Source organism: Nonomuraea jiangxiensis (assembly GCF_900099965.1).
Lineage (GTDB): Bacteria > Actinomycetota > Actinomycetes > Streptosporangiales > Streptosporangiaceae > Nonomuraea > Nonomuraea jiangxiensis.
Window position 1 is genome coordinate 150147 of sequence record NZ_FNDJ01000009.1, and the last position, 25393, is coordinate 175539.

Sequence of the window (25393 nt, forward strand, 5' to 3'; positions counted from 1 at the left end):
ATTGCCTACCTGCATTGCAGGGATTAGGGTGAACCATAACGTAACACGCAGAACGGACGAAACACATGACCCACGTGATCGCCGGCGACGCCGAGACGCTTGCGGCGGCGCGCGAGCTCGCCGCCGGGTTCGCGGCGGAGGCGGCGGCCCGCGACGCCGAACGCCCCCTGCCTGAGCCCGAGCTCGACAGGCTGTCGGCCGGCGGTCTGCTCGCCATCCCCGTGCCGCGTGCGTACGGCGGTGCTGACGTGAGCGCGCGCACCCTCGCCGAGGTGTTCCGGCTGCCGGCCGCGGCCGACCCGAACCTCGCGCAGATCCCGCACCGCCACTTCGTCGACGTCAACGTTCTGCGGCAGCAGGGCACGGACGTGCAGCGCGAGTTCTTCTTCGGCGAGGTGCTGGACGGCGGACGCTTCGGCAACGCGCAGTCCGAGGCGGGCACCAAGCACGTCCAGGACTACCGGACCTCGCTGACCGCCGCCCCCGCAGGGGCTTCCTGCTGAACGGCATCAAGCACTACAGCACGGGCGCGCTGTTCGCGCACTGGATCCCGGTGCTGGCACGGCGGGAGGACCGGACGCTGCACGTGGCGTACTCCCAGCTCCTGCACGCCGCGATCGACGTGGGCATCGCAGGCGGAGCGCTGGAGGAGGCGCTGGAGTTCGTCCGGACCAAGGCCAGGCCGTGGTTCGAGAGCGGTCACGACCGCGCGGCCGGCGATCCGTTCGTCATCCAGCGGGCCGGCGAGCTGCCCGTCAAGGTCCGCGCCGCCGAGGCGCTGCTCGACCGGGCCGCACAGGCCGTGGACACCGCCCGGGACGACAGGACCGACGAGACGGCCGCCGCCGCCTCCATCGCCGTGGCCGCGGCCAAGGCGTTCGCCGACCCGGTGGCGGTGGAGCCGGGCAACGCGAGCTGGGCGGCACCCGGTCCAGCCTGGACGGGGCTCAACCTGCACCGCCACTGGCGCAACGCCTGCACCCATACCCTGCACGACCCGGCCCGCTGGAAGATCCAGCACATCGGCCGCTACGTGCTCAACGGCCGGCTTCCGCCCCGGCACGGCCTGCTCTAGGAGAAACGATGACTTTGACGTTCCACTGGTTCCTGCCCACGTACGGCGACAGCCGCGACGTCGTGGGCGGCGGCCACGGGCTCCCGGCGGGCGCGGCGTCCGGCTCCCGCCCCGCGACCCTGTCCTACCTGCGCCAGATCGTGCACGCGGCCGAGCAGGTCGGCTTCGTCGGCGCGCTGACGCCCACCGGCGCGTGGTGCGAGGACGCCTGGCTGACCACCGCGATGCTGGCCGACACCACCGAGCGGCTGAAGTTCCTGGTGGCCTTCCGCCCCGGGCTGGTCTCCCCCACGCTGGCCGCGCAGATGGCGGCCACCTTCCAGTGGCACTCGCGCGGGCGGCTGCTGCTGAACGTGGTGACGGGCGGGGAGAGCCACGAGCAACGCGCGTACGGGGACTTCCTGGACAAGGACGCCCGCTATGCGCGTACCGACGAGTTCCTGCAGGTGGTGCGGGCGCTGTGGCGGGGCGAGACGGTGAGCCTGTCCGGTGAGCACCTCCAGGTCGAGGACGCCCGGCTCAACCGGCTGCCCGATCCGGTGCCCGACGTGTACTTCGGCGGCTCCTCTCCCGCCGCGGGCCGGGTGGCCGCGCGGCACGTGGACGCCTACCTCACCTGGGGCGAGCCGCCGGACGCCGTGGCCGAGAAGATCTCGTGGGTGAACGGGCTGGCCGCCGCCGAGGGCCGTACGCTCAGGCACGGCATCAGGCTGCACGTCATCACCCGCGACACCAGCGAGCAGGCGTGGGCTCAGGCACGCAGGCTGCTCGACGGCATCGACCAGGCGACCCTGGAGAAGGTGCAGGCCGGCCTGGGCCGCAGCGAGTCGGAGGGGCAGAAGCGCATGCTCGCCCTGCACGGCGGCAGGCGCGACGACCTGGAGGTCTACCCGAACCTGTGGGCGGGCGTCGGCCTGGTGCGCGGCGGGGCGGGCACGGCGCTGGTCGGCAGCCACGCCGAGGTCGCCGACCGCATCGAGGAGTACCACCGGCTCGGGCTCACCGAGTTCGTGCTGTCCGGGTACCCGCACCTGGAGGAGGCGTACTGGTTCGGTGAGGGCGTGCTGCCCCTCCTGCGCGAGCGCGGCCTGTGGCGGCATCCCACGGAGCCGGCCGCCGCCGAACCGGCCTCTATCCCGTTCGCCACGGCGGGAGCGCTGTGAGCACGCTGACGGAGCTGCGGCGGCGCGCCGCCGAGCTGCTTCCCGAGCTGGCGGCCGGAGCCGGGCAGCGGGAGCTCGCCCGCGAGCTCCCGCAGGGTGAAATCCGCGCCCTGGCCGCCGCCGGCCTGTTCACCTTCCGCATTCCCGCCTCGTACGGCGGAGGCGGCTCCAGCGTGGCCGAGGTGTTCGACTTCCTCATCTCCCTGGCCGCCGCCGACTCCAACATCGCCCAGGCCGTCCGCCCCAGCTTCGGCCGGGTCGAGCACTTGCTCACCGCCTCCGAGCAGGAACGCGAACGCTGGTTCCCGCGTTTCCTGGCCGGGGACGTGTTCGGCAACGCGGGCTGGGAGATCGGCGGCGCCAGCGGGGAGGTGCGCACCCGCATCGACCGCGACGGCGTCGTGAACGGCAGCAAGTACTACAGCACGGGCGCGCTGTACGCGGACTGGGTCAGCGCGTCCGCCGTGGACGACTCCGGCGAGCGGGTGTTCTTCACGCTGCCGCGCGACCGGGAGGGGCTGGAACTGCTCGACGACTTCGACGGGATCGGGCAGCGGCTCACGGCCAGCGGCACGACCCGGCTGAACGGGGTCAAGGTGCGGCAGGAGGAGATCGCCGAACGTCCCGGGAACGGCGCCCGCTCCCCCGTCAGCGCGTTCATGCAGCTCTACCTGGCCTCCGTGCTGGCCGGGATCGCGCGGGGCGCCCTGACCGACGCCGTCGGCTTCACCCGCGAGCGCGCTCGCCCGATCCAGCACAGCAGCGCCGCCCGCTCTGTCGAAGACCCGTACGTGCGCCACGCCGTCGGCGAGATCTCCGCCCGCGCCTACGCCGCCGAATCCGCGGTCCTGCGGGCTGCCGCCGCGATCGACCGGGCCTGGGGCGGCGACCTGGAGCCCGACCTGCTCACAGACGCGGCCGTCGAGGTGGCCCAGGCGCAGTTCGTCGCAGCGGAGTCGGCTTTGAAGGCGGCCGAGCTGCTGTTCGACGTGGGCGGCGGCTCCGCGGTCTCGCGCCGCCACAACCTCGACCGGCACTGGCGCAACGCCAGGACCGTCGCCAACCACAACCCCCGCGCCTGGAAGGCCGCCGTGGTCGGCGCCTACCACCTCACCGGCGCGCAGCCGCCGCTGAACGGGCTTTTCTGAAAGGGATCTCCGTCATGACCCGCGTGCTTCTGATTTCGGGCAGCCCCTCCGCGACCTCCCGCACCGGACGACTCCTCGACCACGTAGCCGAACTCCTGGACGGCGCGGTCTCCCTGCTCCACCTGCGCGACCTGCCCGCCGAGCCGCTCCTGCTCGGCCGCGGCGACCATCCGGACCTCGTGGCGGCGGCGCGCTCCGTGGCCGAGGCCGACGTGATCGTCCTGGCCACGCCCATCTACAAGGCCGCCTACACCGGCCTGGTCAAGGCCTTCCTGGACGGGCTGCCGCAGAAGGCGTTCGCCGGCAAGACCGTGGTGCCCATCGCCACCGGGGGCACACAGGGGCATCTGCTGGCGGTGGACTACGCCCTGCGGCCGGTGCTCAGCGTGCTGGGGGCGCGGCACGTGACGCGGGGGCTGTTCGTGCTGGACACGCAGATCACCCCGCTGGCTGAGGAACTGCGGCCCCGGCTTCGAGCGCTGGCCGACGAGGTGAACGCGGTCCCGCTGAGGGCGGTCGCCTGACGCCGTTCGTCACCCGGAATCTTGAGCGAGGGGCCCGGACAGGCTCCTCGCCAGCAGGCACGCCGGGCTGCCGGGCCGGCGCCCTGGCGAGGTCGCGCCAAAACAGCGCCGCGGCTCCTGGAAGACCACGCAGCGCTCGTCGATCCCCCGGATGGCGCGCCCGTCCACCAGCACCCAGCCGGCCTCGATAAGCGCGATCATCGTGCCGGGCGGCCCGTGGTGCAGTGTCAGGTCATCGTCCTGCCGTCAGGTGGCCGCCAGCCGCTCCGCACCGCGCTGCGCTTCCTCCAGGTACGCCTTGTGCCCGGTGGCGGCGGCCGGCTCCAGGAAGAACAGCACGACCCCTGCCGCCCCCAGTACAGAGACCGGGGCCGCGGCCGCAGCGCCGACCTGCCGTGCCGGTCGGGGTTGGCCCGCCAGCGCCTGCTGTACTCGTCGTCCACGGCGGCGGACCTGATGCAGCGCGCGGTCGAGATGGCGGCCGTCATCGGAGAGTGGGCACGAGCGCTCATGGGGAATTGTCGGGTGCGCGCCGGGCATCGTAGCGGTCGCGGGCGCCCTCGATGTCGTCGTGGTGCTCCACGGCCCAGTCGACCAGTCCCCAGACCCGCTCGAGCAACGTCCGGCCGAGCGGCGTCAGCTCGTAGTCGACGCGAGGCGGCACCTCGGCATACACGCTGCGTATGACCAGCCCGTCGCGTTCGAGCACGCGCAGGGTGGCGGTCAGCATGCGCTGACTGATACCCGGAACGGCGCGCCTGAGCTCATTGAAGCGGCGCGGACCGGCTCCGAGCTCGTTGACGACCGACAGGGTCCACTTGTCCCCCACACGGTTCAGGACATCGCGGACCTGGCAGGTCATCTCGTCACGCGCCTTGAGCACGGAACTCGCGCCGCTGGCGGGTCTGTCGACGTGCAAGAGTTCCCTCCGCTTCACTGAGCCGCCGACCTCGACGAGTCGGGCCGGTTCGCCTCCGTCCGGGCCGCAGCCGAGGACCCCAAGGGCGACGTGCAGGCGGTCGTCCGTCTCGGCGCCACGGCCGAGTACGTCGTGGGCAGCGTGCACGCGGTGACGGAGGAGGGCCACCTGGTCATCGCCTCGGCCAGCGGCAGCCAGCTCGCGCCGTACGCGTCGGGGGCGCGCAAGGTCGTCTGGGTGGCCGGCGCCCAGAAGGTGGTGCCGGACCTGGAGACGGCGCTGCGGCGGGTTCGCTCCTACAGCCTGCCGCGCGAGCATCGGCGCCTCCAGGAGTCCGGGCAGTCATCGTTCATCGGCAAGATCCTCATCGTGGAGCGCGAGGCCCTGCCGGAGCGGGCCACGGGGCCCTGATACTCCAGGTAGGCCAGAGTGCCGCCGTACATGGGCTCGCCGTCGTTACGTGCGGCACCACCGCCGCCACAGGCGCCGAACAGGACATGGAGATCGCCTTTCGCGAACACGTACGACACCATCGCTATAACCGATATACCTAGTAGGAAATGTTGACTTTAGGCGAGTGTCGCCGTAGCTTCGTGGTCATGAGCCCCCCGACCAGGCGTCCGAGGCGGTGACCTCGCCCACCTCGACGGCCGCCCCCTCGACCGCCGTTCCCGACGGCGGACCGGCGTCCGTCACCCGGCGATGGCGGCCGGCGACCCGCAGGATCATGGTGCGCGTGCTCGCCGGAGCCGCGCTCCTCGGCCTGTGGCAGCTCGCCGCGGCCGCGGCGGCCAATGCCTCCTTCATCCCCTCCCCCGGCGCCGTGTGGGAGCAATTCCTGCGGTTGTCCACGACCCACGACGGCATCCGCGGCTACAGCGGCAGCCTGCTCGTCGAGCACCTGGGCATCAGCCTGCGGCGCATCCTCATCGGATCCGCGATCGGCGTGGCCGGCGGGCTCGTCGTGGGCGTCGTGCTCGGCACCGTGCCGTGGATCCGCGTCGTGGCCGAGCCGGTGGTCACCTTCGTGCGGGCGCTGCCGCCGCTGGCGTACTTCAGCCTGCTCATCATCTGGTTCGGCATCGACGAGACGCCCAAGCTGTGGCTGCTGGCGATCGCGGCGCTGCCACCGGTGGCGGTGGCCACCGCCGCCGCCGTGCACGGCGCGCCGTCCCACCTGGTCGAGGCGGCCAGGGCGCTGGGCGCCTCGCGGCGGGACGTCATCCGGGACGTGGTGCTGCCCAACGCGCTGCCGGAGATCTTCACCGGCGTCCGCCTGGCCGTCGGCATCGCGTACTCGTCCGTGGTCGCCGCCGAGACGGTCAACGGCGTACCGGGCATCGGCGGCATGGTCCGGGACGCCCAGCGTTACCTGCAGACCGACGTCGTGGTGCTGGGACTGCTGGCCATCGGCCTGTCAGGCCTGCTCATCGACGCTCTGCTGCGGGTCACGGAGAAACGGCTCATCCCCTGGCGGGGCCGCTCGTAACCCGCCGCACGTCCCTCATGAGGAAGCCGCCATGCGTCTGAGATTCCTGCTGTCCTTCGTGCTGATCGCGGTCCTGGCCGCCTGCGGTGACGGCACCGCGTCCCGGGGAGGCGGTGACGGCGCGGCGGCCAACCGCATCCGCCTCGCCTACCAGGCATTCCCCAGCGGCGACCTCATCGTCAAGAACAAGAGGTGGCTGGAGGAGGCGCTGCCCGGTTACCAGATCCAGTGGACGAAGTTCGACTCGGGCGCCAGCATCAACACCGCCTTCGTGGCCGGCAGCGTGGACATCGCCGCCATCGGCTCCAGCCCGGTGGCCCGCGGGCTGTCGGCTCCGCTGAACATCCCGTACCAGGTGGCGTTCGTGCTCGACGTGGCCGGCGACAACGAGGCCCTGGTCGTCAGGAACGACAGCGGCGTGTCGGCGATCGAGGGCCTGCGCGGCAAGAAGGTCGCCACGTCGTTCGCCTCGACCTCCCATTACAGCCTGCTGGCCGCGCTCGGCCAGGCGGGCGTGCGCGAGTCGGAGCTGACCATCGTCGACCTCGAACCGCAGGACATCCTCGCCTCCTGGACGCGCGGCGACATCGACGCCGCCTACACCTGGCTGCCCACCCTGAAGGAGCTGAAGAAGAACGGCAAGGTCCTGATCGCCAGCCGGGAACTGGCCACGGCCGGCAAGCCCACGCTGGACCTCGGGGTGGTGTCCACCGCGTTCCTCAAGGCGCACCCGGAGGCGGTGGACGCCTGGCGCAAGGCCGAGGCGAGGGCCCTGCAGCTCATCGCCGACAACCGCGCCGAGGCCGCCGCCGCCGTCGCCACCGAGCTCAACCTCACCAAGGAGGACGCCGAGGACCAGCTCACCCAGGGCGTCTTCCTCAAGCCCGCCGACCTGGCCTCCCCCGAGTGGCTCGGCACCCCCGAGCGGCCCGGCGCCCTGGCCGAGAACCTCGTCAACGCCGCGCAGTTCCTCAAGGACCTGCAGAAGATCGAAGCCGTACCCGACCTGACGACCGTGCGGAACGCCATCTACAACAAGGGACTGCCCGATGTCCTCACCCCTTGAGATCGGCACGCAGGCCGCCGTCCACGTGAAGGATGTCGTGCACGTGTACGGGACGGGCACGGACGTCGTGACCGCGCTTGGCCCGATCTCGCTCGACGTCCCCCGCGGCTCGTTCCTCGTGATCGTCGGAGCGTCCGGCTGCGGCAAGAGCACGCTGCTGCGCCTGATCGCCGGCTTCGAGTGGCCCAGCGCCGGCATCGTCCGCACCGCCGGAGCTGCGCCGATACCCGGCACCGGCGCCGGGATCGTGTTCCAGCAGCCCCGGCTGTTCCCCTGGAAGAGCGTGGGCGGCAACGTCGAGCTGGCCCTGCGCTACGCCGGCGTCCCCCGCGAGGAGCGCGCCCGCCGGGTGCCGGAGCTCCTGGAACGGGTCGGCCTGCACGACGTGGCCCACCGCCGGACCTGGCAGCTGTCCGGCGGTCAGCAACAGCGCGTGGCCATCGCCAGGGCGCTGGCGGGCGACGATCCGCTGCTGCTGCTCGACGAGCCGTTCGCGGCCCTGGACGCGCTCACTCGCGAGCGGCTGCAGGAGGACCTGCGCCGGGTCAGTGAGCAGACGGGCCGCACCTCTGTGTTCGTCACCCACAGCGTCGAAGAGGCCGTCTTCCTCGGCAGCCGCGTCGTCGTGCTCACCAGCAGGCCAGGCCAGATCGCCCTCGACCTCGCCATCCCCCTGCCCCGCACCGGCCTGGAGCCCGACGAACTCCGCGCCCTCCCCGAGTACGCGGCCCTGCGCGCCACCGTCAGCCACGCCGTCCGCGACGCCGCCGGATGACCACCACAGAACAGGAGCGCACATGTCCACACCCCTGGCCGCCACGCTCACCCTGCGCCCGCTCGGGCCGCACTTCGGCGCCCAGATAGAAGGGCTCGACCTGGCGACCGCCGACGACGAGGAGTTGGCCGCGGTACGAGCCGCCCTCGTCGAGTGGAAGGCGCTCTTCTTCTCCGGGCAGAGCCTCGACGAGGACGGCCAGGTCGCCCTGGGCCGCCGCCTCGGCGAGTTGACCGCCTCCCACCCCGTCGTCGGCGGCGTGGACGAGGCGCACCCGGAGATCTACGCGCTCGATAGTGCCGACAACGGCTTCGCCGACGTCTGGCACACCGACGTCACCTTCATGCCGCGCCCGCCGCTCGGCTCGATCCTGCGCGCCGTGGTCCTGCCTCCCACCGGCGGGGACACCAGCTGGGCCGACAGCCAGCTCGCCTACGACTCACTGGCCGCACCTGTACAGGAACTGGCCGACCAGCTCACCGCGGTGCACGACGGCAACCGCGAGTTCGGCTACTACCTGGCCCAGCGGCGCGGCGGCAAGGGCAGCGTCTGGGATGGCGAGGTCGTCACCCGGCTGGACCCGGTGGAGCACCCCGTCGTCCGCGTCCACCCCGAGACCGGGCGCAAGGGTCTCTTCGTCAACCCCGGCTTCACCTCGCACATCGTCGGCGTCTCGGAGGCCGAGAGCCGCCACATCCTCGACCTGCTTTACGCCCACCTGACCAAGCCGGAGCACATCATCCGCCACCGCTGGCGCCTCGGCGACGTGGCCATGTGGGACAACCGCAGCACCGCCCACTACGCCAACCGCGACTACGGCACCGCCCACCGGGTCATGCACCGCATCACGCTGCGCGGCGACCGGCCGTTCGGGCCCTCCGCCTCGATCACCGGCCAGTTCGCCACCACGTAATCATGGAACTCGGCCGGATCCTCGACCGGCCGGCCAAGCAACCGGACGACCCCGAACAGCAGGTTCGGCTGCCGCTTGGCTCGCGGGTTTACCGCGTTGCGGCGGCCAGTGCCACGCGGATGGCGTCCTCGGCGACCGGCTGGCCCTTCTCGTTCGAGTACGGCCCGTACGGGGTCCCCCATACCGGCGTGCCCGTCGCTTGCCGCCAACTGTCGGCCAGTGATCCCGCGTCCAGCACGCTGTACCCGATGGATTCGATGAATTCGGTCACCGCCGCCTTCGCCGGCGCGGAGTCCCCGGCGATCGGCAGGTACGAGCGGTCGGCCGCCCCCACCGGGCGGGCGAGTGACAACAGGTGCTTGAAGAAGATGTTGTTGAATGCTTTCACAACCCTGGCGTCCGGGAGATACTGCAGCAGCAGCTCGCTTGAGGTGAGCGACTTGCTGGCGAGCTCGGGGATGGGCCCGTCACGCTCGGGGCCGTAGTTGCACGTGTCGATGACCGTCTTCCCGGCCAGTGGCGCGGCGGGGACGTGGGGGAAGGCGTTGACCGGCACTGTGATCACGACGATGTCGCCTGCCGCCGCGGCTTCCCCGCTGGTCGCCGCGGACGCCCGCGGCCCCAGTTCCGCGGCCATGTCCGCGAGCGTTTCGGGACCGCGTGAGTTGCTGAGCACGACCTGATGCCCGGCCTCGACGGCGAGCCGCGCGATGGTGCTGCCGATGGCGCCGCTGCCGATGAATCCCACAGTCGTCATATTCTGAGCCGCCCTCCTTGTCATGTGCCGGACTCGTTGAGACTCGGGTCCTTGCCGTCAGCCGGCGGGGAAGTAGTGGCCGTTGTCCAGATCGGCGAGCAGGCGGGGCTGAGCGGGTTCCCAGCCGAGGGTCCGGCGGGTGACGAGGTTGGACGCCGGGTAGCTCTGGGTGACGATGTTCGCGAGGAACCCGAAGTATCCCGGCAGCACCAGTTCGTCCACGGGAACGCTCACGGCGGGCACGCCCAGACGGCTGCCGATAGCCTCGGCGATCTCCCGGAACGGGATGCCCCCGTCGTCGACCGCGTGCCAGTATTTGCCGGCCGGGCCCTTCTCCAGCGCCAGGCGGAACAAGGAGGCGACATCGCGGATGTGCACGGCGTTCCACAGGTTCGCGCCGTCTCCTGGGTAGCCGATGAAGCCCTTCTCCTTCGCGAGCGCGATCAGCGTCGGAAGGAAGCCGGCACGATCGGTCGTGCTGTGCGCGATGTTGGCGATCCGCACGACCGAAGACCGCACGCCCTGCTCGGCGAGGCCGATTACGGTGGTTTCCACGACGTTACGAGCCCGCAGGGTGCCCTTGTGCTCATCGCCACTGGGAAGGGCCGGGTCCTCCTCGGTGGCCGTCCGGCCCAGGAATCCCTGCCCGGGCGAGCCGATGCTCCCCGCCGCGACCAGCGGCTTTCCGGTTCCCGCCAGTGCCTCACCGTAGGCGAGCATGATCGGGACCTCGGCGGCGGCCACGGCGTGGATCCCACCGAAGAAAAGCAGGTCTTGCCGGTGCGCGACGTGGATGACGCCGTCGGAGTCCGCAGCCGCTTCCTTGAGCCCGTCGAGATCCCCGAGGTCGCCGCGACGCACCTTCGCGCCGAGCGCGGACAGCGCCGCCGCAGCCGTGTCCGACCGGGCCAGGCCGGTGACCTCGTGCCCGGCGGCGATGAGCTCGGGGACGATGTACGAACCGGAATGGCCGGTCCCGCCAGTGACGAAAACGCGCATTCTGCTGTTCCTTATGAGTGAGGCGCGAGAATTGGTGGGGCGGCTGTGCTCAAGGGAGATTGCTGACGCCGAGGGCGAAGTCGAAGTCCCCCACGCCGTGGCGGGCCAGGTTGATCATCAGCAGGCCCGTCCCTTCCAGCCAGTGCGCCATCTCCAGGCCTCCGGCATCCAGGGGGCGCAACCCGAGGCTCTCGATGAACGCCGATACGCTTGCCTTGGCCCGCGCGTCGTCGCCGGCGAAGAGCACGTCCAATGGGCGCCCCTGGGCCAGGACGTGGCCGAAGACGGTGTTGAACGCCTTCACGACGTGCGCGCTCGCCGGGGCGGCCTTGGCGATCTCCTGCGCGGCGGAAGTGCCGTCAGGGGTGGTCAGCCCGGTGGCGTCGGCTTTCATGGGGTTGGTGATGTCGATGATGACCTTGCCGGCCAGCGCGTCCCCGTACTGGGCGACGACCGGCACGGCGCTGGCGTTCGGCACGGCGAGGATGACGATGTCGCCGGCTGGGGCGGTGCCGAATGTCCCGGCCGTGGCGCCGCCGCCGAGCGCGGCGGCCAGGTCCTTGGCCTTGGCCGCGTCACGACCGACGACCTCGACGACGTGGCCGCTCTCGACCGCGCGGGCGCCAATGGCGCGGCCCATACCCCCCAGGGCCGATAATGCTGATGCTGCTCATGGAGTGCCTGCTTTCTGGAGTGGAATATCTGGGCAGAACGCCACGCCCACCCCGTTGTTGTTAATGGTCGTGTCGTCGATGCCATCGAATGACACGACGGGCCTGGGCCAATCAAAGACGTGCTAATTCAAGTTCCGGGGACCTACTTGTCGAATTCTTGTTTCGGATTCGCTCCGGCCCCCCGGGTACCTATTGAGGATTTCATTAGTCTGAGCGGGTGTCCAAGACCTATTTCAGCGATGGCGATACCCTGGAGGCATCGCCGTACCGGGGGGCTCCATGGATCTGGACCTGCGCAAGTTGCGCTACTTCGTCGCCGTCGCCGACCGGCTGCACTTCGGCCGCGCCGCCGATGACCTGCACATCGCACAGCCGGTGCTCAGCCGGCAGATCCGCGCGCTGGAACAGGATCTTGGCACCCCGCTGCTGATCAGGGACAGCCACGGCGTGGCGCTGACCGACGCCGGCAGGCAGTTGCTGACCGACGCCGGCCCGCTGCTGGCCTCCGCGGACGCGGTCCGCCGCCGGGTGACCGTGGCCGCGCGTGGCAGCCAGCGGCTGATGGTCGGCTTCCGCGCGGGCATCACGGCCACCGCCGCGGTGCGGGAGTTCGCCATCCGGCACCCGGACGTGATCGTGGACGTGCAGCGGATCGAGTCCGACGACCAGGCCGCGATGCTGCTCGACGGCCGCATCGACGTCGGCTATGTGCGGCTGCCCATCGACGAGACCGGCCTGCGTGTCACCCCGCTGTACACCGAGCCGCGGGTGGCGGTGCTGCCCGCCGGCCACCGATTCGCCGGCAAGCAACAGATCACCGAGGCCGACCTGGCCGGCGAGCCGCTGCTCTGGCACCCCGACACGAGCACCCAGCCCACCAAGCGCCCGCACCCCAACGCCGGATACCTGGTGCGCGGGGTGGACGAGACGCTCGAACATGTCGCGGCCGGCCGGGGCATCTCGTTCCTGGCCCGTTCGACAGCCGTGTTCTACTCACACCCGGAAGTCCGCTATGTGCCCGTCACGGATCTGGCGCCCGACCAGGTGTGCCTCGCGGTGGCGGCATCGCGCACCTCACCGGTGGTCAACGACTTCCTCGCCGCAGCTCACGCGACGGCCGAGATCACCGCAGAATGCGGGAACGATGAAATGTGGCAGCTGGCAAGCGGTGCCGCTTCACAACACGGTTGATCAGTTCGACCGACGACATCAGAGCCAACAGAGAGCGCCACAGCAAAGGCGAAGGCATTAATGTGCGACGGCGAAGGCTACGTTCGCGTACATCGAGAATCGACATCGCCGCGCGGCTGCCTCTGCAGTAATGAAAGAACCTTTTTCATCCTACGGTTGCTTCGTAGGTCTGTAGCACGTGGATGGCTTTGGCGAGTCGATCGACCTTCTGCGAGTCGGGTTCGTTCTTGCCCTTGTACGGCGTGATCTAGGCCGCGCCGAACTCGACGTCGTCTTCCGGCCGACGAGGCGTGATCGGGCCGTCATTGGCCTCCCACCGGAACGGGAGCAGACCCGGTAGTTCCGCGGTCATCGCTGGGCTGCCGAGGAGATGACGTGGGGATGGCGTTGTCGATGAGGACGGCGGCGATGGCGGCGGCGGTGGGGAAGGCGTCGGCGTTGAGGACCCGGGTGCGGGCCGCGGCGCCGTCGATGAGCAGCGCGAGCTGTTCGCCGAGCTGTTCAGGGTCGGCGGCGCCGGCTTCGCGGGCGGTGTCGGCGAGCCGCGCGGCGACGGCTTTCTTGTAGTCGCGTGCGTACTGGGACGCGGGGTGCTGGGGGTCGTGGAGTTCGACGGCGGCGCCGATGTAGGGGCACAGGGGGGTGGTGGGGGGGATGTCGAAGGCGGCGAGGAGCCGTTCGCGGGGCGTGAGGTCGGTGCGGTCGAACACACCGGACAGAACGGAGGGGTCGAACCGGCGCAGGTACTCGGCGACGAGTTCGTCCTTGCCGGTGAAGTGCTGGTAGGCCGTGCGCTTGGACACCTGGGCCGCCGCGCAGAGCTGGTCCATGCCGGTGCGGTTGATGCCCTGCTCGCGGAACAGCTGCTGGGACGCGCTGAGGATGCGCTCGCGGGCGCCCCGGCCGCGGCGGCGGCCTGTGGGGCCCTTCTCCAACTCCGTCATGGATCCACCGTACCGCAGCTGGGTAACGACCGGTGTACATAGTTTGCGTCCCGGCCACCTGCCCCGTACCGTAAGCACACAGAACGGTGTACATAACACCGTCACCACAGGTGCGCACGGCACCAACGACTCAAGGGAACGACTATGGGAAAGCTTGACGGCAAGGTCGCGGTCATCACCGGCGGCACCAGCGGCATGGCGCTGGCCGGCGCGAAGCTGTTCGTCGACGAGGGAGCGCACGTCTTCATCACCGGCCGCCGCCAGGACGCCCTGGACGAGGCCGTGAAGCAGATCGGCCGCAACGTCACCGGCGTCCAGGGCGACGCCGCCGACCTGGACGCCCTGGACCGCCTGTACGACACCGTCAAGCGGGAGAAGGGCAGCCTCGACGTGCTGTGGGCCAGCGCAGGCGGGGGCGAGCCCGCCCCGCTCGGCGAGATCACCGAGGCCCAGTTCGACACCTGGTTCGGGCTCAATGCCCGCGGCACCCTGTTCACCGTCCAGAAGGCCCTCCCGCTCTTCAACGACGGCGGCTCCATCCTCATGACCGGCTCCAACGCCTCACTCGGCGCCTTCCCCGGCTGGAGCGTCTACGCCGGTAGCAAGGCCGTCCAGCAGGCCTGGGCCCGCGTCTGGCTCAACGAGCTCAAGGACCGCCGCATCCGCGTCAACGTCCTGACCCCCGGCCAGGTCGCCACCGCCAAGCAGGAAGAACTCTTCGACGAGGCCACCAAGCGCCAGTTCGAGTCCCTCATCCCCCGCGGCCAGATGGGCCGCCCCGACGAAATCGCCACCGTCGCCCTCTTCCTCGCCTCCGACGACTCCAGCTACGTCAACGGCATGGAACTCGTCGTCGACGGCGGCACCACCGCCATCTGAACCGAACAACGCACAACCAGGGCAGGACATCTCATGAGCAACATCAGCATCATCGGCACCGGGAACATGGCCCGCACCATCGGCACGCGGGCGATAGCGGGCGGCAACACCGTCGAGGTCATGGGCCGCGATCAGTCCAAGGCTGCTGACCTGGCCAAGGCTCTCGGCGGCGGCGCCACAACAGGAGAATGGGGCACCGCCCCGGCCGGGGACATCGTCATCGTGGCCCTGTTGTACGACGGTGTCGTGCCGGTCGTCGCCCAGTACGGAGACGCTCTCGCGGGCAAGGTCATCGTCGACATCAGCAATCCCTTCAATTCCACGTTCGACGGGCTAGCCCACCGCGAGGAGACCTCGATCGCGCAGGAAGTCGCCAAGGTGGCACCGGCCAGCGCCAGCGTGGTGAAGGCGTTCAACACCATCTTCCGCCACGTCCTGGAGAAGGGCCGGCCCGACGTCTTCATCGCCGGCGATAATGCGCAGGCGAAGGCAAGTGTGGAGGCGTTCATCGAGAGCCTCGGGCTGCGCCCGCTGGACGTCGGCGGCCTGAAAATGGCGCACTGGCTGGAAGGAGCGGGCGTGGTCACGGTGGGCCTCGCCAACCACGGGGTGGGGAACTTGGACTTCGCCCTCAGCATCACCGAACTTCCCGTCTGAGCCGTACCCGCCGCAGATGAAGCGTTACCTCGACCCGGTGCTGCTGTGGACCGTCGCCGCGACGGCGACCAGCCGGGTGCGGCTGAATGCCAGTACTGTCACTTTCTGAAGTCGCGTGCACGGACGTCCTGGGCATTCGCGGCTCTGTGCAGAGGACTGTGAAGCACCGGATTGTCAGCAGTCCTCTGCGCGTTTGTTCCGTACTCGCGTGCGCGACGGTGAGGTCCGGCATTGACGGCGGCCAGGCGCAGATCATCGAACAGGGCGTGCTGACCGCCCCGGACGTGGACTCCTCCTGCTGGCCGGCGGGACCGGCAGCGGCCAAGTCAGGCCGGTCGGCGAGAGTGACCAGGCGCACGCTGAGCCGCGATGCCGCCTTTGGAACTGCCGGTGGCGGCGGGGCCTCGGAGCGTACGGCTGGGGGAGCCGGTGGGAGGTGGGGCAGCAGCGGCGGCAGGTCGGGGAACAGGGGGGCGGCGGCGCGCAGGTCGAGGTAGCCGTTCAGGCACCGCTCGGGGCGGCCGTGGGCCTGGTCGGGGGTGCAGGGGCGGGCGGTGGCCGGCAGCGCGTCGCGCACGCGAGCCGATCGAGGGGCCGACCGCGATGGCGTTGCATGCTCACCAGCAGGGCGGCCACGCCGGTGACCAGTGCCACGGACACGCAGGTGCCCTTCTGGGCTTTGATGCCGCCGCCGGGGATGGCGCGGAGGACGGCCTCGCCGAGGGTGGTGATGCCGTCCTTGGCCGGGCCCGCCTCGCGACGACATGCCGTCGGTGAGATGGGCGATCCCCCCGCTCACCACCATCCGCCAGCCCCTCACCGACATGGCCGCCGCCACGGCGATGCTGCTGACCCTGGCCCAGGGTGAGCCGCTGGCGCAGAGCCGCGTCGAGCCGGCCGCCGAACTCGTCATACGCGACAGCACCGCCCCTCCCCCGACCGCCTGAGCCGTCGTCCCGGCTGTCTCAGGCCGCCGGCGGGGTCGCCGGCTCGCTCCGGGGGTACACGCTGACCGTGCCCGATGACGGCGTGCTCGCCTTGGACGGTGATGTCGCTGAGGCAGGCGTCCTGACCGTGGCGCGGGCCGTCGCCAGGAGATCCGGCGACGGCCCCCGCCGTGGCCGGAGTCAGGAACGGGTCCAGCGCTGGTTGGCGCCGCCGTTGCACGACCATATGGTCAGCTTGGTGCCGTTGGCGGTGGCGTTGCCGGGCACGTCCAGGCACTTGTTCGCGCCGACGGCGGTGATCGTGCCGTCGGCGTTCAGGCGCCACTTCTGGTTGTTCTGGCCGTTGCAGCCCCAGATGACCACTGCGGTGCCGTCGGCCGTGCCGGCGCCGGTCACGTCCAGGCACTTACCGCCATAGATCCGCAGCTCGCCCGCGCTGGTCGTGGTCCATTGCTGGTTCGCCTGCCCGTTGCAGTCCCAGATCTGCGCCTGTGTGCCGTCGGCCTGCGAGGACCCGGCGTCCAGGCACCGGCCCGACCCGGCGCCTCGCAGCGCGGTCGTGGTGTCCGGGGGCGAGCCGTCATCCTGGCCGACGCCCCTGCCGTTGAAGGTGATGGAGTCCAGGTCGAACGCGTTCGCGGACGGCGCCTTGAACACGACGTGGACATTGCGTGTGCCGCCGGGGTCGGTGACCCGCACCGCGGGCAGCGACACGTAGGTGTTCCAGCCCCCGGTCGCCGGCACGGTGCTGGTGGCGAGGAGGGCTCCGGTCGGCGAGTCGGCGCGCAGTTCGATGGAGGCCCCGGTGCCGGACGGCGCGGAGACACGGAAGGACACCGTGTCGATGCCGGACAGGCTGATCGGGGTGAAGGAGATCCAGTCATTGTTGGAGATGTCACCGATGCGCCTGCCGCCTTCGGCTCCGGACTCGTCGATGACGCGGATCCCGGACGAGCCGGTGAAGTGTTCGGCCTGTTTGTGCTTCGGCTGCAGGGTGATACCGGCGGAGCCTTTCAGGCCGCCGGAGTCGGTGTAGTCGGCGGCCAGGACGTAGTAGACGTTGGAGGCCTCGTCATGACCGGAGGCCGAGGTCGTGGCCGTCCCGGTGCACCCGGTGTACTGGCCGGTGTCGTGGGCGTGCTGGTCGTGGCCGAGCGCGGTGATCACGTTGACCTTGGCGCAGTCGATGGCGCCGCCCTCGGCATCGGTGACGTTCACCGTGTAGTCCACCTGGTCGCCGAAGTCGATGAATCCGCCGTCGGGCGGAGCCGAGAAGGCCACCTTGGGACGGGTGTTGCCGACGACGACGGGCACCGTGACGCTGCCCGTCTTGCCTGCCGCGTCCCGTACGGTCAGCTTGGCGGTGTAGGTGCCGTTGGCGGTGTAGGTGTGGGATGGGTTGGCATTGGTGGAGGTCGCGCCATCGCCGAACTCCCAGGCGAAGGTGATGGCGTCGCCGTCGGGGTCGGCCGAGCCGGCCGAGGAGAAGGCCACCGTGAGCGGCGCCGTGCCCGAGTCGGGGCTGGCGCTCGCCTTGGCCAGGGGCGCGCGGTTTCCGGCCACGTAGTCGATGCGGTAGATGCTGTCGTCGGTGTTCGCGTGGCCGAAGCCGTTGCCCCAGTCGGCCATGTAGAGGGCGCCGTCCGGGCCGAACTTCATGTCGATGGGCGCCCGCGGGGCGAGCTGCGCCACGAAGGGGTTGATCTTCAGAAGGTTGCCCGAGGAGTCCAGGCGAAACTCCTTGACGAAGTTGCGGCTCCATTCGTAGAAGAACGGCGTGCCGTCGTAGTAGGCGGGGAACTTCCGGTCCGATCCGCCGGTCGCGTCGTAGCGGTAGAAGGGGCCGCCCATCGGGGCGGCGCCGCCGCAGCAGTTGATCTCGGGGAACTCGGCCGAGGCGTGGTAGTTGTACCACACGGTCGCGGGCTTGGCCGCCGGCAGGCTGGTCAGGCCGGTGTTGTTGGGCGAGTTGTTGACCGGCGCCGAGCAGTCGAACTTCGCGCCGGAGGTGCCGGTGGCGAAGTTGTAGTCGTTGAACGGGAGATTGTTGCCGACGCAGTACGGCCAGCCGTAGAAGCCCGGCTGCTTGATCAGGTTCCACTCGACGGTGCCCTCGGGGCCGCGGTCGGGGTTCGCGGCGCCCGCGTCGGGGCCGTAGTCGCCCACCGAGATCCAGCCCGTCACCTTGTCGACCGAGAAGCGGAACGGGTTGCGGAAGCCCATCGCGTAGATCTCCGGCCGGGTCCTGGCGGTGCCGGGCGCGAACAGGTTGCCGGACGGGACCGTGTAGGTGCCGTCGGGCTCGGGGTGGATGCGCAGGATCTTGCCGCGCAGGTCGTTGGTGTTGGCCGAGGACCGCTGGGCGTCGTAGTGCTCCCGGCCCTGCCGCTCGTCGATCGGGGCGTAGCCGCTGGAGCCGTTGGGGTTGGTGTCGTCGCCGGGGCCGATGTACAGGTTCCCGCCCGGCCCGAACGCGAGGTAGCCGCCGGTGTGGCCGGGCTCGTCGACGTTGCGGTACGCCGGAACCTCGATGACCTTCTTCTCGCTCGCCAGGTCGAGGCCGGTGCCGTTGAAGGTGAACCTCGACACGCGGTTCACCTCGCCGCCGCCGGCGGGCGAGTAGTTGACGTAGATCCAGCCGTTGGTGGCGAAGCCCGGGTCCAGCGCCAGCCCGATGCCGCCGTCCTCGCCGCCGTCGTAAACCGGCAGGGTGCCGATGACGCGCGTGCCCCCGCCGTTGGCGGGGATGAGGTTCACCTTGCCGGAGCGCGAGATGTAGAAGACCCTGCCGTCGGCGGCCACGTCCAGCTCCATCGGCTGGTCCGGCGCGCCGTCGAGGGTGACCTTCTGGAAGCGGGCCGCGACCGTGCCGCCGCAGTCGCCGGACGCCGCGCCCGCCGCCCACCGCACCGCGCCCAGCAGGTGCTGCTTGAACAGCGGCTCCGCGTAGGAGGACGTCTGGTGGCCCATCGCGGTGGCGAACACCCGGCCGCCCTCCGGATTGTGGCACCAGGAGATCGGGTGGTCGGCGCCCATCCTGCTCGGCCCCGCGTCATAGGTGGTCTCGTCGGCGGTCACCAGCACGTGCACCGAGCCCCGCGTGTTCTTGTCGAAGTTGTACCACTCCTCCGAGCGCACCCACCGGTCCGGCAGCCCCTTGGTGGCGGGGTGGGCCTGGTCGGCCACCTTGGCGGTGCCCTGCAGGATCGACGAGTGCGCGGTCATGTGGGCGCCGGCCAGGACGACCTGGTCCCACCAGGGGAACTGCGCCTCGATGTTCATGTCGGTGGCGTTGTGGATCGCCACGACGCCACGGCCGCTGCGTACGTAGGACTGGAAGGCCTGGCGCTGGGCGTCGTTGTCCCACACCATGCCGTTGGTCTGGAACATGATCACCGCGTCGTAGCTGCTCAGCGTCGCGGCGGTGAAGACGGAGGAGTCCTCGCTGTGGTCGAGCTGGAAGTCGTTGTCGGCCGCCAGCTGCTGGAACATCGCGACGCCGGCGGGGATGGAGTCGTGCCGGAAGGCGCCACTCGCCGTCTCGGTGAACAGCAGCACCTTGAACTGGGGCGCGGCCGCGTGCGCGACCGGCGGCGACAATGACAGCAGCAGCCCGGACAAGGCCGCGACCAGGGCGCAGAACAGGCGTGATCTTCGCATGAAGGATCTCCTGAGGGGGTGCCGGCAACGGTGGGAACGTTCAGAGCGCGCGCAGGTAGGCGAGGCCGTCCACGGCCAGGGCGTCCTGGCTGCGCGCGAGAGGCCGCCAGATGGAGGCCGCGGTGGCGATGGTCCGGTTGTGCGCGGTGAACGACTCGATGACGAGCGGGCCTTCGTAGCCGGCGTCTCGCAGCGCCCGGGTGAAGCCCGGCCAGTCGAAGCGGTCGGCCCCCGGCGTGCCGCGATCGGTGCCGCACACCTGCACGTGCGCGAGGCGATCCGCCGCGGCCCGCACCGCCCGGGCGGGGTCCTTCTCCTCGATGTTCAGGTGGTAGACGTCGAGGGCCAGGTGGCAGTCCTCCGGCAGGGCGTCGAGCGCCTGCTCGACGGTGTTGAGGAGGCTGGTCTCGTACCGGTTGAGCGGCTCGACCGCGAGCTTCACCCCGCGCCCGGCCGCGTGGTCCAGGACGGGGCGCAGCCGCTCACGCAGCTCGGCGTAGACCGCCCGGCGTTCGTCCGGCGAGAGCCGCCACGTGCGGCCGACCGAGGCGTACGCCGGCCCCGCGATCACCGGTGAGCCGACGGTCACCGCCACGTCGACGCAGTGCCGCAGATAGTCCTGGGTGTCGCGGACGGTCTGCGGGGAGGCGGCCACGAGCTCGCGCCCCGGCGGCATGACCAGCACCACGGACGCGGTCAGCCCGTGCTCGGCCAGCACCGCCGCGGCCTTGTCCGGGTCCCAGTCGCCGGGCCGCTCGACGGGCAGCTCGATGACGTCGAAGCCCCAGCGGGCGATGCGGGGGGCGAGCCGCGCCAGGTCGTCGTCGGTCAGCGGGGAGACCCAGACCCAGGTGTTCACTCCGATGGAGAACATGGCGTTCCTCCTCCTCGTCAGGGGTCGTCAGGGGGTCGTCAGGGGGAAGGAGCCGGTCAGCTCCTCTTCCCGCCCCAGTTCTCCGGGAAGCCGGGCAGGTCCTCGCACCCGCACAGCGCGTAGTGCAGAGGCGGCATGTTGGGCTTGAGGTAGGCCGGCAGGTTCTCGCTGGTGACCTTCGGCTGCGGCAGGTTCCACATCTCGGGCACCTCCTCGCCCTTGAGGATCTTCAGCGCGGCGATGACCGGGGTGCGCCACTGGTAGGTGGGGTACGTGGGCGCGACGGCGGTGAGGCCGGTGTCCTTCCACTTCTGCAGGAAGTCCTGCTGGTCCTCGCCGTTGATCGGCGGCACCGGCAGGCCGGCGTCCTCGAACGCCTCGATCGCGGCCACCGCCGTGGCGCCCGCGTCCATCCAGACGCCGTCGATCGTGCCGTGCCGCTGGAGGTAGTCGCTGACGATGCTCTTGGTCTTGGCGGCGTCGCCGTCGGTGAACTCCACCCCCACCACCTGGAGGCGGCTCCTGTCGAAGACCACCTTCGCCGCCGACCAGCGGGTCTCCAGCACGTCCACGCCGGGCAGGATGCGCAGCGCCAGCACCTTCCCGCCCGCCGGTACCTTCTCGGCCAGGAACTCGGCGGCGTCGGCGCCGAAGGCGTAGCCGCCGATGGGCTTGATGAACGTCACCGGGCAGTCCGTCTCCACGCCCCGGTCGAACACGATCACGGGCACCTTCCCGCAGGCGGCCTTCACGGCGGGGGTGAGCGTCGCCGTGGTGTTCGGCGAGACGATCAGCGCGTCGCAGCCCTTGGCCTGCAGCTCGGCTATGTCGGAGATCTGCTTGTCGTCCTTGCCCTCGGCGTCCAGCGCGGTGAACTTCTCGATCTCCTCGTGCAGGCCCACCTCGGCCTGCATCGTCTTCCATCCGACCTGGCGCCAGGGGTTGTTGACCGCCGCGTTGGAGAAGCACAGGTGGTACGGACCGTCCTTCTTGTACCGCGCCGTGTCGATCATCTTCGGGGCGATGGCCTGCTCCCAGGGCTTGTTCGCGGGGCCCTCAGGCGTCTGGGAGCGCATGGCCAGCTGGGCGTCGAAGTCGGCCTGTACGAAGAACTTCGACTGCGCGCCCGTACCGGAAGCTTGATCGCCCGTGCCGGAAGCTTGATCGCTCGCGGCGGGCGCCGCGGACGAGGTGGTGGCCGTCGGCTTGTCCGTGGTGCAACCGGCGGCGACGAGTGCGCCGAGCACGGTGAGCACGGTGAGCACGGCGACTGCGGCCTTAGGACGCGGCATGTGCGTCTCCTCTTCGGGGGGTGGGTTTCCGGGGAAGCCGGATGGCTCCTGCCGCGACCGCGGCGATGATGATGACGCCCTGCACGGTGGACTCCAGCGCCCCCGAGACCCCGTACAGGTTGAGCAGGGTGAACAGCGCCTCCAACGTGACCGCCCCGGCCATGGCGGCGAGCACGGAGCCGCGGCCGCCGCCGAGCACCACGCCGCCGAGGACGACCGCGGTGATGGCGGAGAACTCCAGCCCCTGGCCCACCTGCGCCGAGACTCCGGCGAAACCGCCGAGCAGGATGGCCGCGACGGCCGCGGACAGGCCGGAGAGCATGAAGGCGAAGATCTTGACCCGGTCGACCCGCACCCCGGACAGTGCCGCGGCACGCTCGTTGTCGCCGGTGGCCTTCAACGTCCTGCCGAAGTCGGCGCGCATGAGCCAGATCGCCGCCGCGCCCGCGACCAGCAGGATCGGCACCGACCACGGCAGCGTCCCGAGGCCGCCGCGGCCGAACGTCCTGAAGCCCTCCGACAGCGCACCGCGCGGCGCGCCACCGGTCCAGAGGAAGACCGCCCCGCTGAGGACGAGCAGCATGCCGAGCGTCACAATGAACGACGGCACCCGCAGCTTGGTGGTGAGCACGCCGTTGACGAGGCCGACGAGCAGCCCGGCGACGATCAGCAGGGCGAGGACCGGCCAGGTGGCCGACTCGTCGCCGTCGATGAGCCGCGCGGCGATCACCACCTCGGCCGTCACCAGCGAGCCGACCGACAGGTCGAACTCGCCGGAGACGACGACGAAGTACTGTCCCGCGGCGAGGATCACCAGCGGCGCGGCCCGTTTGAGGAACGCCAGGAACCCGGCGGGCTCCAGGAAGAAGGGGTTGGCGATCGCGATCGCGGCCAGCAGCACCACGAGGACCGCGAGGATGGGAAGTGCCCGTTTCATGCCACCCGCCTCGTGCCGCGTCGAGCGTAGACGGCCACCGCGATGACGATGACCGCGCCGCGGACCACGTCCTTGGCGAAGGAGTTGACCTCGAGCTGGTTGAAGAGGGTGTCCAGGACGGCCAGCAGCAGGACCCCGCCCACGGTTCCTGCGACCCCGCCTCTGCCTCCGGCCAGCGCTGTCCCACCGAGCACGACCGCGGCGATGGACTCCAGCTCGTACCCGCCGTCGGTGCCCACCGTGGGCGCTCCCGCCCCGAGCCTGGCGGCCAGCAGCAGGCCCGCGATGCCGGCGCAGAACGAGCACAGCACATGGGTGATCACGATGACGCGGGACGTGCGGATCCCGGACAGCCGGGCGACCTCCTCGTTGCCGCCCACCGCGTAGATCCGGTAGCCCAGCCGGGTCCTGCTCAGCAGGAACCAGGCCACGACGGCCACGCCCGCCCAGAGCATGGCGGAGACGGGGATCGGACCGACGCGCGAGTAGCCGAGGAGCTGGAACGACTCGGGCACCTTGCCCGCCGGTCCGTCGTACAGGTGGTCGACGACGCCCTTGATGATCAGGCCGACGCCGAGCGTGGCAATGAAGGCGTGGACCTGGAGCCGGGTGATGACCAGCCCGTTGACCAGTCCCACCAGCGCGCTGATGGCCAGCACCGCGGCGATCGCCGGCCCGGCGTTCCGGTCCTGGCCCGCCATGATCTCCGCCGCGACCAGCGAGGTCAGGCTGATCAGGTACGCCACCGACAGGTCGAGCGACCCGGCCAGGATCGCCAGCGTCTGCCCGATCGCCACGATGCCGAGGGCCGCGGAACGCTGCTGGATCCCGACGACGCTCTCCAGGGTGAGGAACTGGCCGCCGTCGAATGCGACGAGGGCCCAGCCGGCCGCGACCAGGCCGAACAGCGCGAGGAACACCACCCGCGCGGGGTCGCGCAGGTGGCTCGCCAGGCCGCCGTACGACCGGCGGGCGGGGCGGCGGGCGCGCGTGAGCAGGTCCACTCAGGTCACCTCTCCCGCGGCCAGGCGCATGACGGCCTCCTCGGAGGCCCCGGCCGGCAACGTGCCCGCGACGCGGCCGTCGCGCAGGACGACGACGCGGTCGCTCATGCCGATGAGCTCGGGCAGCTCGGACGAGATCATCATGATGGCCATGCCGTCGTTCGCCAGCTCACGCATCAGGTCGTGGATCGCGGCCTTGGCCCCGACGTCGACGCCCCGGGTCGGTTCGTCGAACAGCAGCACCCGTGGCGCCATCGTCATCCATTTGACGAGGACGACCTTCTGCTGATTGCCGCCGGACAGGTAGCGGACCTCCTGTTCGCGGTGCGCGGGCGACAGGCGCACCCGTTCGAGCAGGCCGCGGACACCGGCGCGATTCCCGGCGCGGTTCCCGGCGCCGACCGCGCGGGCGACGAGCAGGACGTTGTCGCGTACGGACTGGCGCAGCGCGAGCCCTTCGGCCTTGCGGTCCTCGGTCACGAGCCCGATGCCCAGGGCCACGCCTTCCCGGACCGAGCGCGGGCGCGAAGGGGTCATCTCGCCCGTGGTGAACGGCTCCGCGCCGAAGATCGCCTTGGCGAGCTCCGACCTGCCCGACCCCTGCAGGCCCGCGATGCCGACGATCTCCCCGGCGCGCAGCTCCAGATCGATGTCACGCAGCTTGTGGTTGCCGGCCCCGCGCAGGCTGAGCCGCACCTCGCCGGCGCCCGCCGAGCGGGGCGGGTAGTAGGTGCCGAGGTCGCGGCCCACCATCAGGCGGATCAGCTCGTCGCGGGTCACCTCGCCGATCGGGAGCGTGGTGACGCGCGCGCCGTCCTTGAGCACGGTGACCCGGTCGGCGAGGTCGAACACCTCGCGTAATCGGTGGGAGATGTACACGACGGCGACGCCTCGGTCCCTCAGCCGCCCGATCAGCCGGTAGAGCAGCTCGACCTCGTGCTCGGCGAGCGCCGCGCTGGGCTCGTCCATGACGAGGAGCCGGGCGTTCACCGACAGCGCCTTGACGATCTCGACGATCTGCTGCTGGGCCACCGGCAGGCGCTTGACGGTGTCGCGGGGGCCGAAGGGTCCCTCGCCCAGCTCGTCGAGGAGCCTGGCGGTCGCCTTCTCCATGGCGGCACGGTCGACCAGGCCGCGCCTGACGGGTTCGCGCCCGAGGAACACGTTCTCGGCGACGGTGCGCTCGGGCAGCAGGTTGAACTCCTGGTGGATGATCGCGATGCCGGAGCGCTGCGCCTCGAGCGGATGGCCGAAGGAGACGGGCCTCCCGTCGATCTCGATCAGGCCCTCGTCCGGCGCGTGGACCCCGCAAATGATCTTCATGAGGGTGGATTTGCCGGCGCCGTTCTCGCCGACGACGGCGTGGACCTCGCCGGCCCTCACCTCCAGGTCCACCCCGGACAACACCCGCACGCCCAGGAAGCTCTTGCCGATGCCGCGCATGCTCAGCATCTGGCCTGCCTTCGTGGCCGAACGGTGGATCGCAACCTCATGAGTCTCCTGACG

27 protein-coding genes are annotated in these 25393 nt (G+C 70.7%); 14 read left to right on the top strand and 13 right to left on the bottom strand.

All coding sequences use genetic code 11. The features are described 5' to 3' along the window. Positions 1-65 precede the first annotated feature (65 nt). From BLS95_RS56930 to ssuE, 5 genes are read left to right on the top strand one after another with little or no spacing between them, the layout of a single operon-like run. A complete protein-coding gene (locus tag BLS95_RS56930; RefSeq protein WP_218135888.1) occupies positions 66-503 on the top strand; it encodes an acyl-CoA dehydrogenase family protein in 438 nt (145 codons plus the stop codon). Positions 504-553: 50 nt separating this feature from the next. Then, complete coding sequence (locus BLS95_RS56935; RefSeq protein WP_245765187.1) at positions 554-1075, top strand: acyl-CoA dehydrogenase family protein; 522 nt, start codon at positions 554-556, stop codon at positions 1073-1075. Between the two features lie 8 nt (positions 1076-1083). Further along, positions 1084-2238 carry an LLM class flavin-dependent oxidoreductase gene (locus BLS95_RS20855; RefSeq protein WP_090933706.1) on the top strand — a complete coding sequence of 385 codons (1155 nt, stop codon included), beginning with the start codon at positions 1084-1086 and terminating at the stop codon, positions 2236-2238. Further along, positions 2235-3386: an acyl-CoA dehydrogenase family protein gene (locus tag BLS95_RS20860; protein WP_090933708.1), complete on the top strand. Its 1152-nt coding sequence runs from the start codon at positions 2235-2237 to the stop codon at positions 3384-3386. Before BLS95_RS20855 ends, BLS95_RS20860 begins: the two co-directional genes overlap by 4 nt. Positions 3387-3400: 14 nt before the next feature. Further along, positions 3401-3910: an NADPH-dependent FMN reductase gene (gene ssuE, locus BLS95_RS20865; protein ID WP_090933710.1), complete on the top strand. Its 510-nt coding sequence runs from the start codon at positions 3401-3403 to the stop codon at positions 3908-3910. A 9-nt stretch (positions 3911-3919) separates the two neighbouring features. Here ssuE and BLS95_RS20870 read toward each other — a convergent pair whose 3' ends face one another. Both BLS95_RS20870 and BLS95_RS20875 read right to left on the bottom strand, forming a co-directional pair. Then, positions 3920-4111, bottom strand: coding sequence for a hypothetical protein (locus tag BLS95_RS20870; RefSeq protein WP_090933711.1), 192 nt, complete (start codon positions 4109-4111; stop codon positions 3920-3922). Positions 4112-4418: 307 nt separating this feature from the next. Then, positions 4419-4829 carry a winged helix-turn-helix transcriptional regulator gene (locus tag BLS95_RS20875; protein ID WP_281250018.1) on the bottom strand — a complete coding sequence of 137 codons (411 nt, stop codon included), beginning with the start codon at positions 4827-4829 and terminating at the stop codon, positions 4419-4421. Positions 4830-4919: 90 nt separating this feature from the next. Between BLS95_RS20875 and BLS95_RS20880 the strand changes: the two genes are divergently transcribed. Beyond that, a complete protein-coding gene (locus BLS95_RS20880; protein WP_090933713.1) occupies positions 4920-5240 on the top strand; it encodes an LUD domain-containing protein in 321 nt (106 codons plus the stop codon). Positions 5241-5426: 186 nt separating this feature from the next. Here the strand turns inward: BLS95_RS20880 and BLS95_RS59055 are convergent, their stop codons facing one another. Next, on the bottom strand, positions 5427-5558 hold the full coding sequence (locus tag BLS95_RS59055) for a hypothetical protein (RefSeq protein ID WP_281250024.1): 132 nt from the start codon (positions 5556-5558) through the stop codon (positions 5427-5429). On the opposite strand from BLS95_RS59055, the gene BLS95_RS20885 reads away from it, so the two are divergent. From BLS95_RS20885 to BLS95_RS20900, 4 genes are read left to right on the top strand one after another with little or no spacing between them, the layout of a single operon-like run. Beyond that, complete coding sequence (locus BLS95_RS20885; protein WP_090933715.1) at positions 5557-6318, top strand: ABC transporter permease; 762 nt, start codon at positions 5557-5559, stop codon at positions 6316-6318. The genes BLS95_RS59055 and BLS95_RS20885 overlap by 2 nt on opposite strands. A gap of 31 nt (positions 6319-6349) precedes the next feature. Further along, positions 6350-7384, top strand: coding sequence for a taurine ABC transporter substrate-binding protein (locus tag BLS95_RS20890; protein WP_090933717.1), 1035 nt, complete (start codon positions 6350-6352; stop codon positions 7382-7384). Further along, on the top strand, positions 7368-8159 hold the full coding sequence (locus BLS95_RS20895; RefSeq protein ID WP_090933718.1) for an ABC transporter ATP-binding protein: 792 nt from the start codon (positions 7368-7370) through the stop codon (positions 8157-8159). Before BLS95_RS20890 ends, BLS95_RS20895 begins: the two co-directional genes overlap by 17 nt. A gap of 22 nt (positions 8160-8181) precedes the next feature. Continuing rightward, entirely contained in the window at positions 8182-9072 is an 891-nt protein-coding gene (locus BLS95_RS20900; protein WP_090933720.1) for a TauD/TfdA dioxygenase family protein, read from the top strand. An 88-nt stretch (positions 9073-9160) separates the two neighbouring features. Here BLS95_RS20900 and BLS95_RS20910 read toward each other — a convergent pair whose 3' ends face one another. From BLS95_RS20910 to BLS95_RS20920, 3 genes are read right to left on the bottom strand one after another with little or no spacing between them, the layout of a single operon-like run. Beyond that, on the bottom strand, positions 9161-9829 hold the full coding sequence (locus BLS95_RS20910) for an NADPH-dependent F420 reductase (RefSeq protein WP_218135889.1): 669 nt from the start codon (positions 9827-9829) through the stop codon (positions 9161-9163). Between the two features lie 57 nt (positions 9830-9886). Further along, entirely contained in the window at positions 9887-10828 is a 942-nt protein-coding gene (locus BLS95_RS20915; protein WP_090933726.1) for an SDR family oxidoreductase, read from the bottom strand. Positions 10829-10877: 49 nt separating this feature from the next. After that, positions 10878-11468 (bottom strand): NADPH-dependent F420 reductase, encoded by a 591-nt coding sequence (locus BLS95_RS20920; RefSeq protein ID WP_090933730.1) that lies wholly within the window; start codon positions 11466-11468, stop codon positions 10878-10880. A 313-nt stretch (positions 11469-11781) separates the two neighbouring features. Here BLS95_RS20920 and BLS95_RS20925 point away from each other — a divergent pair, with 313 nt between their 5' ends. Continuing rightward, a complete protein-coding gene (locus BLS95_RS20925; RefSeq protein WP_090933732.1) occupies positions 11782-12693 on the top strand; it encodes a LysR family transcriptional regulator in 912 nt (303 codons plus the stop codon). A 302-nt stretch (positions 12694-12995) separates the two neighbouring features. Here the strand turns inward: BLS95_RS20925 and BLS95_RS20930 are convergent, their stop codons facing one another. Then, positions 12996-13637, bottom strand: coding sequence for a TetR/AcrR family transcriptional regulator (locus BLS95_RS20930; RefSeq protein ID WP_090933734.1), 642 nt, complete (start codon positions 13635-13637; stop codon positions 12996-12998). 144 nt (positions 13638-13781) lie between these two features. Between BLS95_RS20930 and BLS95_RS20935 the strand changes: the two genes are divergently transcribed. The 3 genes from BLS95_RS20935 (at position 13782) to BLS95_RS20945 (ending at position 16120) form a co-directional block, all read left to right on the top strand. Then, positions 13782-14516: an SDR family NAD(P)-dependent oxidoreductase gene (locus BLS95_RS20935; RefSeq protein ID WP_090933736.1), complete on the top strand. Its 735-nt coding sequence runs from the start codon at positions 13782-13784 to the stop codon at positions 14514-14516. A 33-nt stretch (positions 14517-14549) separates the two neighbouring features. After that, the gene (locus tag BLS95_RS20940) at positions 14550-15173 is read left to right on the top strand and encodes an NADPH-dependent F420 reductase (protein ID WP_090933738.1); all 624 of its coding nucleotides are present in this window, start codon (positions 14550-14552) and stop codon (positions 15171-15173) included. A 764-nt stretch (positions 15174-15937) separates the two neighbouring features. Beyond that, positions 15938-16120, top strand: coding sequence for a substrate-binding domain-containing protein (locus BLS95_RS20945; protein ID WP_090933740.1), 183 nt, complete (start codon positions 15938-15940; stop codon positions 16118-16120). Positions 16121-16300: 180 nt separating this feature from the next. Here BLS95_RS20945 and BLS95_RS20950 read toward each other — a convergent pair whose 3' ends face one another. From BLS95_RS20950 to BLS95_RS20975, 6 genes are read right to left on the bottom strand one after another with little or no spacing between them, the layout of a single operon-like run. Next, entirely contained in the window at positions 16301-19780 is a 3480-nt protein-coding gene (locus BLS95_RS20950) for a ThuA domain-containing protein (protein ID WP_090933742.1), read from the bottom strand. Between the two features lie 40 nt (positions 19781-19820). Further along, positions 19821-20654, bottom strand: coding sequence for a sugar phosphate isomerase/epimerase family protein (locus tag BLS95_RS20955; RefSeq protein WP_090933744.1), 834 nt, complete (start codon positions 20652-20654; stop codon positions 19821-19823). 56 nt (positions 20655-20710) lie between these two features. Further along, positions 20711-21946: an ABC transporter substrate-binding protein gene (locus BLS95_RS20960; protein WP_090933746.1), complete on the bottom strand. Its 1236-nt coding sequence runs from the start codon at positions 21944-21946 to the stop codon at positions 20711-20713. Continuing rightward, the gene (locus BLS95_RS20965; RefSeq protein WP_090933748.1) at positions 21933-22883 is read right to left on the bottom strand and encodes an ABC transporter permease; all 951 of its coding nucleotides are present in this window, start codon (positions 22881-22883) and stop codon (positions 21933-21935) included. The genes BLS95_RS20960 and BLS95_RS20965 overlap by 14 nt, the downstream gene beginning before the upstream one ends. Then, positions 22880-23887: an ABC transporter permease gene (locus BLS95_RS20970; protein ID WP_090933750.1), complete on the bottom strand. Its 1008-nt coding sequence runs from the start codon at positions 23885-23887 to the stop codon at positions 22880-22882. Before BLS95_RS20970 ends, BLS95_RS20965 begins: the two co-directional genes overlap by 4 nt. After that, a complete protein-coding gene (locus BLS95_RS20975) occupies positions 23888-25339 on the bottom strand; it encodes a sugar ABC transporter ATP-binding protein (RefSeq protein WP_090933752.1) in 1452 nt (483 codons plus the stop codon). Positions 25340-25393 lie beyond the last annotated feature (54 nt).